Here is a 570-nt window from a genome sequence, read left to right as displayed (position 1 = left end):
CCGATCGCGGAGTCGTAGGAGTAGCGGCCGCCGACCCAGTCCCAGAACTCGAACATGTTGTCGACGTCGATGCCGAAGCCGGCGACCTTCTCCGCGTTGGTCGACAGGGCGACGAAGTGCTTGGCCACCGCCTTCTCATCGCCGCCCAGGCCGTTCAGCAGCCAGGAGCGCGCCGAGGTGGCGTTCGTGATCGTCTCGATCGTGGTGAAGGTCTTGGACGCGACGATGAACAGCGTCTGAGCCGGGTCCAGGTCGTGCACCGCCTCGTGCAGGTCGGCGCCGTCCACGTTCGACACGAAACGGAACGTCAGCTCCCGGTCGGTGAACGGCCGCAGCGCCTCGTAGGCCATCGCCGGGCCGAGGTCGGAGCCGCCGATGCCGATGTTGACGACGTTGCGGATCCGCTTGCCGGTGTGGCCGGTCCACTCGCCGGAGCGCACCCGGCCCGCGAAGTCCGCCATCTTGTCGAGCACGGCGTGCACGTCGGGCACGACGTTCTCACCGTCGACCTCGATCACGGCGTCCCGCGGGGCGCGCAGCGCGGTGTGCAGCACGGCCCGGTCCTCGGTG

General features: G+C 69.1%; 1 protein-coding gene. It reads right to left on the bottom strand.

Annotated elements, in window-relative coordinates; all coding sequences use genetic code 11:
* A partial coding sequence (locus GTY56_RS31935) for a phosphoglucose isomerase-related protein (RefSeq protein WP_524540166.1) occupies nucleotides 1-570 on the bottom strand: 570 nt, incomplete at both ends.

This window comes from Streptomyces sp. SID5643 (genome assembly GCF_009872555.1).
Classification (GTDB): Bacteria; Actinomycetota; Actinomycetes; order Streptomycetales; family Streptomycetaceae; genus Streptomyces; species Streptomyces iakyrus.
This window is presented reverse-complemented; position numbering and strand designations above follow the sequence as displayed.